The 9,107-nt window shown below is 39.7% G+C and carries 7 protein-coding genes; 1 reads left to right on the plus strand and 6 read right to left on the minus strand.

Going from position 1 to position 9,107, the window contains the following annotated elements; translation table 11 throughout:
• Position 1 precedes the first annotated feature (1 nt).
• The gene (locus KA531_01500) at positions 2-604 is read right to left on the minus strand and encodes a hypothetical protein (GenBank protein MBP6005562.1); all 603 of its coding nucleotides are present in this window, start codon (positions 602-604) and stop codon (positions 2-4) included.
• 412 nt (positions 605-1,016) lie between these two features.
• Positions 1,017-1,292 carry a YggT family protein gene (locus tag KA531_01505; GenBank protein MBP6005563.1) on the minus strand — a complete coding sequence of 92 codons (276 nt, stop codon included), beginning with the start codon at positions 1,290-1,292 and terminating at the stop codon, positions 1,017-1,019.
• Between the two features lie 82 nt (positions 1,293-1,374).
• On the opposite strand from KA531_01505, the gene KA531_01510 reads away from it, so the two are divergent.
• Positions 1,375-2,541, plus strand: a complete 1,167-nt coding sequence (locus KA531_01510; GenBank protein ID MBP6005564.1) for a GGDEF domain-containing protein — start codon at positions 1,375-1,377, stop codon at positions 2,539-2,541.
• A 6-nt stretch (positions 2,542-2,547) separates the two neighbouring features.
• On the opposite strand, the gene KA531_01515 is transcribed toward KA531_01510, so the two are convergent.
• The 4 genes from KA531_01515 to ftsA form a co-directional block, all read right to left on the minus strand.
• Positions 2,548-5,580: a vitamin B12-dependent ribonucleotide reductase gene (locus KA531_01515; protein MBP6005565.1), complete on the minus strand. Its 3,033-nt coding sequence runs from the start codon at positions 5,578-5,580 to the stop codon at positions 2,548-2,550.
• 215 nt (positions 5,581-5,795) lie between these two features.
• Positions 5,796-6,251 (minus strand): transcriptional repressor NrdR, encoded by a 456-nt coding sequence (nrdR, locus tag KA531_01520; protein MBP6005566.1) that lies wholly within the window; start codon positions 6,249-6,251, stop codon positions 5,796-5,798.
• A gap of 122 nt (positions 6,252-6,373) precedes the next feature.
• Positions 6,374-7,825: a cell division protein FtsZ gene (gene ftsZ / locus KA531_01525; GenBank protein MBP6005567.1), complete on the minus strand. Its 1,452-nt coding sequence runs from the start codon at positions 7,823-7,825 to the stop codon at positions 6,374-6,376.
• Positions 7,826-8,166: 341 nt separating this feature from the next.
• The coding region (ftsA, locus tag KA531_01530; GenBank protein MBP6005568.1) for a cell division protein FtsA at positions 8,167-9,107 on the minus strand (941 nt) is incomplete at its 5' end.

The following is a 9,107-nucleotide window of genomic DNA, read 5'->3' on the forward strand; positions in this document are numbered from 1 at the left end:
ATTATAACTCATCGGCTTCGATTTGCTCAAGCAACCGAAAATCTAGCCACTCTTCGCCATACCCTCCCAAATAATAATGCAATACTGAATACAAATAATATCTAGGTTGCTTGCCAAGATGTAATGGGTATAATACTAGCTCTTTTATTGCCGAAACTGAACTAATATTGGTTGAGATTAGCTTCTTATCAATTACAATATCTGTAGCCTTATTGGGCATTATTTCCTTAAGACACCTACTAAATCTTACAACATATTCATCTATTGATATTTCTTTACAATTTTCAATCATTATTGATATCTTGCTAGGTAATATACAAAAACCTAATACCTTGCAATTTGATCTTTCTAGTTGGTAATCTATAGAGTTAGATAAATATTCCTCAAATATCCCTGTAGATTCTCGGATTGCCTTAATCATTTGCCAGTAATGTTTTGGCAATTTAAACAACAATTTATTTTGGTCAATGTTACCATTATAGACCTCCAAAAGCCAAGAACTATTAACGGTACTACTTCCTGGAATCTGATCCTTATGGGTAAGATTTTGTTCGCCTAGTATTTGTATTGATTGACTATCTACTGTTTTAAAATGTCCCCTCACTTTTGCATGATATTTTGTATAAACTTTATATACATCTGCAATAGAGTACACCACAACACTCCTTTGTATTATTCAGTCAGATATATACTTGACTCAAAATAATACATTCTTTAATCAACCTAAAACAAACCATTATTCCCAAGCCAACACACTACATGTGACCGAACTGTTAATAAATAATATTATTACAATTAGCTAATTGCCCTGATTGTCCCAGTAAAATTAATTTTTTGCAAGCATGAGCATTTTTATTTATCACAAATCTACTATATTATACCATATTTTTTGACGCGGACAGTCCGCAGTTTCTATCATCTTACCAGATTAGAGATATCGCGGACTGTCCGCGATATTGGCTAAAAAAGATTTTTGTCAAGGGTTTATGGTCAATATTACTGATCTTGACTAATATCTATACTAATGATTTGAGAAGTGTGCCTATTACCTCGATAGCGAGTATTATAAAGAAGTACGAGAGGTCAATAAAATTTGATCTTGGTAAAATTTTTCTAACCCTAGCTAGTATTGGATCTGTCAATTCATAGACAAATTGAATTAATCGATTATCTAGAGTTGACCTATTATAGTCATTAGTTCTTGTCAGGATAGAATATATCAATCTAATAAAAAATACGCCTTGCAAGCCATAGACAATAACATCAATAAATAAGCTCCAGTTTATATTCATACCCTGAGATTAACACAAGCACTAATCTGTTGCAAGCTATTAAACTTGCAACAGATGACTTTTTGTATTATGGTATAGATATATGTCACCTGAACAATCTTATCCTTCAGCCCATATAGACCTCGAGAAATCCACTGCTCCTGTAGACTTACTACCAATAATAGAAAAGTATCAAAACGAAATAACAAAACTTACATCGAGCCTAGGTATCTCTACTGAAGCTGATGCCCTGAATCGCTTAAAGGAATTTGAGGCTATACTTAAGGGTCTTGTTATGGAAAATGCTATCCAAAAAAATAGCCTAGATCTTGACCAAGAGAGATGGAAAGAGATAGATTTAAGAACTACTGCACCAAATACAACCTCACCGAATAATAGACGAGCAGAATACCCTAGTCCTTGTACTAACAAAATAACTTTGCCTACTCTTGCTGAGCTAAAAACGCTTAATTGCTTAGACTCTTCTGACTTAGAACGAATTGTTGAACTAAATCAGCTATTTTCATTCATCAGATCAATGTCAGATGAAGCAAAACTCAAGTTAATGCAATTAGCCCCCACAGTCTATCTAATGTATAGTATAATACTGGATAATATCAATAGAGCTATATCGATAGATCCAACTACTAGCTTTGATGCGAAAACTCCTCTCACCCTCCCTCAGCTAGATGCTATGATGCGAAGCGAAGAAACATCAGAATCCAATTTTCATTGTGCTGCTATATTTATAGACTTTGAAAACCTCAAAGGTATTAATGATGCTATTGGCCACCGTCCTACTGATGAAATCTTATATAGAGGTATTTTTGTGAAGTTTCTCGAAGGCATAAGATCTACTGATGTTTGCATACGTTGGGGTGGGGATGAATTTGTAATATTTCTCACCTCTCAGGATAATCCAGACCTAGAGTTTAACTCGTTCCTCAATATGGTTGCTAGCAAAGTTGACTTATTATCACGTATCAAGATATCAGAAGCAACTCTATCCTCAGGCGAAGTAGTATCAGACTTAGATGCAGGCTTTACGATTGGGGTTGCTGCTATTGATGCTATCAAACTAGGTGATTTTTTAAAATGTCATCCTCGTCACCCTTCTGATACTTTGATAGGTGCAGCAGATAGAGCTATGTATCAGGCTAAAAGTTCAAATACAAGACAGCCTAAACCTAACACAACTGATAGTACTGACCCATTCCAACCTATGGTCATCCCAGGTAGTAAAATCCAATATGCAATTTATTCAGCTTAAACCAATCTAGCTACATCCGCTAGTCTGCCCACATTGCTCACAAACAGCACAAGTCCCAGTCTTGGTCATCGAGATACCACAATTCGAGCAAAGTGGTGATTCATCAATCGGTCCACGATAAACTGACTTTGAGGCTTGAGGCTTAGTTTCTTGTTGATCCTCGAAACTGTCAGATGTCACTACTGACTCTTGGCCTGTAGTCTCCACTGTATCAATGATCAGTTGAGCTTGACCTGGCGCAACCCCAGCCAGATCAGCCTCTTTTTCGGCATTGGTCTTAATTCCTAGGCTATGCCTCTTGTCAGCTGGCATAAAGTTGACTGCCAACTCTCTAGCAATCAAGTCCATCACTGAACTAACAAATGTAAAGTTATCTGAATTGGCAAACCCTTTTGGTTCAAATTCCATATTGACAAACTTTGATATGAAGGCATCCAGAGGAACCCCATGCTGAAGACCCATTGACATTGCGATTGCCAAAGCATCAACAAACCCTGAGAAGGTAGAGCCCTGTTTGCCTCCACCTATGAATATTTCACCTGGTGTACCATCTGGATACATCCCAACAGTTACATAGACCTTAAACCCATTAACTCTCAACGCAAAAGTTTTAGAATCTCGGATAGTCGGTAATTTAACTCGATTTGTAACAGGGGCATGCCTAACGACTTGCATAGAATCATCCTGGGCTACTTGTTGTCGATCCTCTGACTTCTCTTTCTTGGAGCTACTCATGGGCTGAGTTGCTTTAGAATTGTTGCGATAGATTGCCACGGCCTTAATCCCCAATCTCCAGGCATCAAAGTGTGCCTTCTCTACATCATCTATAGTTGCCACTTCGGGCATATTAACAGTCTTGGAAATAGCACCAGAAAGAAATGGCTGAACAGCAGCCATCATTGCTTCATGGGCATAGATCGAAAGATATCTGCCACCAATAGCCTCCTGGAATGCAGTATCAAATACCAAGTAATCAGCTTCCTTGACTCCAGGAGCACCGACAATCGAACTATTCTCCTCAACGTAAGCAATAATCTCAATGATCTGTTCAGGGGTATAGCCCAATCTTTGCAAAGCTCGCTCAACAGTCTGATTGACTATCACCATCTCATCTCCTGAGACTTTTTGTTTATTCTTCTTGAGCGCAAGATCAGGCTCCACGCCAGTAGTATCATTATCCATCATGAAGCCACTTGTGCCCACAGGAGCTAATACCGACATATGTGCATTACTATATCCATACTGCTTGCCCATATCGACTGCTTGATCCCAAGCGTGCTTGGCCTGGTCCCAAGCCTTTGCCAAATTCTGATCTTGAACGATTGGTAAACCTGCACCAACTATTTCATCATAGAAAATATCAATATGATTCTCTGAACCAAACTTAATACTACTGACTTGAGCTTCCCGGCTAGGTTCTTCACCGATTGCATAAGCATAATCTCTGTGCAGGCTAGCTACCTTTAGGTGAGCTACCTTGTTCTCTGGATCTTCAAACCCTGGTCTACCCATCTCCGGATCACCTGGATAGCTACCCCATACTTGAGCAATCAGACTAGATGTCTTATAGATCTGGGCTTGCATCTGAGCAGTGATCACAGCAGCCCAAGCCCGACCTTCCATACTATCATAACCATAGCCACTAGCCATCAGCATTGCTCCTAGATTGGTATACCCTTGACCTATCTGCAAGAACCCCTTTGCTACTCTAGAAATATTCTCAGTAGGATAATCACCATACTTGGCCATAATAGTCTGAGCAATTGCCACTACTTCAACAGCAGAACTAAATCCTTGGTGATCCCAGGAACCATCATGATTTAAAAACTTCAATAAATTTGTTGCGGCTAAGTTGCATGGAGAGTTATCAATATGCATATACTCACTACAAGGATTTGAGCCATTAATTCTCCCGGCAGATGGAGTTGTGTGCCAAAAATTAACCGTAGTATCAAATTGCAACCCTGGATCTGCACATTCCCAGGCAGCTTTGGCAATCTTTGCCCACAAGTCAGTTGCTTGATAGCTAGGAGTTTCCTTCCAAACTAACCCTGGTTTTCTGGCCTTGGTCTTCCAGACACCATCCTCGAGCAAAGTCTCCATGAATTCATTGCTAATCCTTACTGAATTATTAGCATTTTGAAACTGGATATGATACCCATCTCGATTGTCGGCTACTGATACTCGAAATCCATTGCTAGCTAGTGTCCTAGCGACCTCTTCAGCCTTGACTTTTAACCGAATAAACCCCTCACTGCCATCAGCTTGCTCATAGATATCTGGATGATCTACATCAAGTACTACCATTTTAGCTGCTCGTCTAGTCCTACCGCCAGATGCCATTGTGCCAGCACTAGCATCAGCCGCTCGCATATATGAGCAAGGCCCGGAGGCTTTGCCTCCCTTTGTAATCCCCTCATAGCTAGATCGAATTTTTGATAAATTAACCCCAGCACCAGACCCCCCCTTGAATACTGTTCCCTCCTCACGATACCAGTTAAGAATTGAGGCCATATTATCTTCTACTTCTAAAATAAAACAAGCACTTGATTGCTGAGGAGTACCTTCTACCCCAATGTTATACCAGACTGGTGAATTAAAATTGACTTGTTGAGTAACAATCAGGTACTTAAGATCGGCCGCAAAATTTTCAGCTGATAACTGGTCAGCAAATAGAGGTTTGACTTTGGCATAATCAGGTAGCTCGAATTTGTCTCCGTTGTAGTCTGTCAACCGTCCCTTATATCCCCAGGCTACAATCGTATCAACTACTCGATCAATTGACTCCAGTACGCTAGTTTCTCGCTCTGGTGTATCCAGTCTACCTCTCAAATAATGTTGAGCAAAAATACTTAAAGCATTATCACTCCAAGAGCTTGGCACCTCTATACCTCGCTGCTCAAACACCACTTCACCAGTCATAAAATTCTTGAGCACTACATCCCTTACTTCGGTCTCAATCTCAGCATACGGATCCAATGAAGGTGCAAACTTTCTATGATAAATTAAACCCTCTGAATTGGTTGCTGTAGCACTCATCTCACTCCCTCCTATATTATATTTTTTATTATTAGATCTCAGATGTGGCTATCTAAAAAAATAAATAACCCCTAAACAATCAAGTCCCCTTACCTCTGATAGACAGTTAATATCTATAGAAATTTCAAACCAAAACACTGGTAGTTGATCCTTCCAGACTAGACTGGCTAATGTTTGCGGCACTACACGATACAGTAACCCTATCCTATGATAGACTACTGTTTACGACGAATCTTACGAAGCTCCTGAGCAAAGCTTTCTATATCATCAAACCTGCGATAAACACTGGCAAACCTAATATATGCAACTTGATCTAGGTCAAGCAAACCTCGCATCACCTCTTCACCAATTTGTGAAGAAGGTACCTCTGCTTCACCTAAAGATTTTAAGCTATGTTCAATCTGGCTAATCAAAACCTCGATCTTACTCTGGGGAACTGGACGCTTTTCGAGCGCTCTGTATAACCCAGCAGCCAACTTATGCTTAGAAAAGGTTTGTCTATTGCCATCCTTTTTGATTACCACTAACTGAGCAGATTCTACTCGCTCATAAGTAGTAAATCTTTGCTGACAATCATTGCATTCTCGTCTACGCCGAATTACTGAGCCTCCTTCCAGATCTCGGGACTCTATCACTCTACTAGCTGAGGTTTGACAATGTAAACAATTCATCTTTTATGTGTTATGTGCGCTCTATATATAGCGTAGCCTTAATCTACTATAGCACTAGCCTCACTAAACATGTCAAGCGGATCTGGCCAAAAACCTCTTAGATTCTTGTGGAGAAATTGTCTCTACAGTTTCTCTTTGACAAAATCTGGCATCTCGGGGTCTGAGTCATCCGGATTACTGATCTTACTAGTAGAAATTTTGCTATTTGCAGACCTCAGATAGGCAGGCTTATCAAATTCATCATCAGCGAAACCTGGAGTTTCAACACTAAGATTTTGATTGAATTCCTGTTGACCAACCTCTTGATCTTGAACCAATGCAAGTTCTTCAAAATCCAAATCGACCTTTGGTTCCTCTGGTTTGCGTCTGAGCAACCTACCCCCTAGGCCAGTCTTACTTGATCCATTATCAGATTTAATTTGGTTATCCTGACCAAGATCAGCATCCACCATGGCACTAATATCCTCACTTTGAGCTCTGCGAATTTCAGCCAACTGATCGCTTCTGGTACTCTTAATACTTGTTACTGGGTGATTGACTGCTGATGAATTACCATACCCCGAACTAGTAGGGTTACTAAAACCGAAGCTAGCGGTGCCAACATTTGACCTTAATGGTCTTGGCAAATCAAATCCAGTTGCAACCAATGTCACCCTGATTTCTCCAGTCATATTCTCATCAAGTACAGTACCCCAGATAATATTTGCCTCTGGGTCAACTTCATCATGTATTAATTTTGCTGCTTCTTCAATCTCTTGCATTCCTAGGTCTCGACCACCAGTAAAATTAATTAATACCCCTCTAGCACCATTGATTGAAACATCGAGCAGAGGTGAGTCCATTGCCTGTCTGACCGCCAAGATTGCTCGATTGTCACCTGATGCCTGACCAATACCCATCAAGGCAGATCCAGCATGCTCCATAATTGATTTGACGTCAGCAAAGTCCAAATTAACCAAACCATTAATAGTAATGAGGTCTGATATACCCTGGATTCCTTGATGCAATATCTCATCTACTGTCGAAAATGCATCGATGAGCGAAGTCTTATGGTCAATGATCTGGGATATTTTATCATTAGGGATTGTAATCAAAGTATCTACCTTATCACGAATCTCTTCAATTGCGGCTTCAGCGATCCTTCTTCTTCGATCCCCCTCAAAACTAAATGGTTTGGTCACTATACCTACTACCAACGCCCCTGCCTCTTTAGCAATCTTAGCAATAGTAGGTGCAGCTCCAGAGCCAGTACCTCCACCAAAGCCAGCAGTTAGAAAGACCATCTCAGCATTCTTCAATGCCTCCCGGATCTGTTCTTCATTTTCTTCTGCGGCTTGACGACCAACATCTGGATTAGCTCCTGCACCCAAACCTTTAGTGGTATTCTTTCCTATATGAAACTTGTGAGCTGATTTTGAATAATGCAATGCTTGAGCATCAGTATTGATAGCAATAAACTCCACACCCTTGAGCTTTGATTGAATCATTCGATTGACAGCATTTCCACCACCACCACCTATACCTACCACGATAATTCTAGCAAAAGTCTCAATTGCTGGCAAAATTTCTGCCATTATTCCCTCCTATCTTCTATAGTATTATTAATTATCAATTTGATTTTCTTATTTTGATATTTGATTTTTAAAATATGCCTGGGGCTACGGTTGCCCACTAATCAAGCAATACATTATAGTCTAAGCTAGTTGTTCACTAAATGCAAGTTTTTTATTCACAGTTTTCATAACTATATTAATAGAGTATATATTTTGTTCATTGTTCCTATACCCTACCTGTTGACAGCATGCTGTAATGAATTTTTAACTCTTATGGCTTATCAGTATACCGAACACTATAATTATTCTATTAAGCTACTCTATCCGAGTAAACGACATATTGTGATCTGGATCTATATTTATTATCTCCAGAATGACTTAAAAATCCCAGACAAGCTATCCATAGCCGATCCTATCAGGGAATTTACCCCTCCTTGATGGTAATCTTCCAAATCAACCCCCTTGAGCGTTACACCAATTCCAGATGACATCGAAGGATCATTGACCTGATCAACAATACCTACGATATTCTCTGGACCAGAAATCTTAACTGGCAACTTTATACACCTTCTTGCCAACTCATCTATTCCATAAAGACCAGAACCACCTCCTGTCAGAATTGCACCTCCAGACAACTGACTAGTCATTCTGGACAATCTAATCTCCTCGGATACTAGACTAAATATTTCCTCCACCCTAGAACTCACCACATCTATCACCAACTGCCTCTCTACTCTCCTATCTAGTCCATAGCTATTAAGATCTATCTCGCTACCAGGATTTTTAACAATATCCTGGTAATCTAGTTTTAATTTTTCAGCTATATCTAAATTGACCTGCAAAGCATGTACTAAATCTCGACTAATATTAACCGATCCAGCTGGTATCACTCTAGTCCATACAGGATGCCCTTCGTCATAGATTACTAGTCCCGTAGTCTCAGCTCCAAAATCTAACACAATCACACCCATCTCTCTTTGCTGCTTACTACTGACTGCTTCAGCACTGGCTAAAATACTAGGCTGATAAGCAAGGGGGCTAATATCAAGACGCTGCAAAACATTGTCAATTTGTCTAATTGTCGGAGTACCTGCAATAATCACATGCATACTACTCTCTAATTTAACCCCATTCATACCTAATGGATCAATAATACCCCCTTGTCCATCGATCAAATAATTTTGAGGAATAATTTCTAAGATTTGTTGGTTAGAGTTTAACCTCATCGCTGCTGCTGCTTTTTGTAACCTATCTAGATCTTCGAGCTTGATAATTCGATCATCACTGACTATAGCTACTGTTG

The organism is Candidatus Saccharibacteria bacterium (genome assembly GCA_017983775.1).
In the GTDB taxonomy this organism is placed as follows: Bacteria; Patescibacteriota; Saccharimonadia; order JAGOAT01; family JAGOAT01; genus JAGOAT01.

What these genes read in the sequence shown, in the direction of transcription:
- nrdR (MBP6005566.1), bottom strand. Translation starts at nt 6,251, where the DNA reads ATGAATTGTTTACATTGTCAAACCTCAGCTAGTAGAGTGATAGAGTCC.
- KA531_01505 (MBP6005563.1), bottom strand. Translation starts at nt 1,292, where the DNA reads ATGAATATAAACTGGAGCTTATTTATTGATGTTATTGTCTATGGCTTG.
- KA531_01515 (MBP6005565.1), bottom strand. Translation starts at nt 5,580, where the DNA reads ATGAGTGCTACAGCAACCAATTCAGAGGGTTTAATTTATCATAGAAAG.
- ftsZ (MBP6005567.1), bottom strand. Translation starts at nt 7,825, where the DNA reads ATGGCAGAAATTTTGCCAGCAATTGAGACTTTTGCTAGAATTATCGTG.
- KA531_01510 (MBP6005564.1), top strand. Translation starts at nt 1,375, where the DNA reads ATGTCACCTGAACAATCTTATCCTTCAGCCCATATAGACCTCGAGAAA.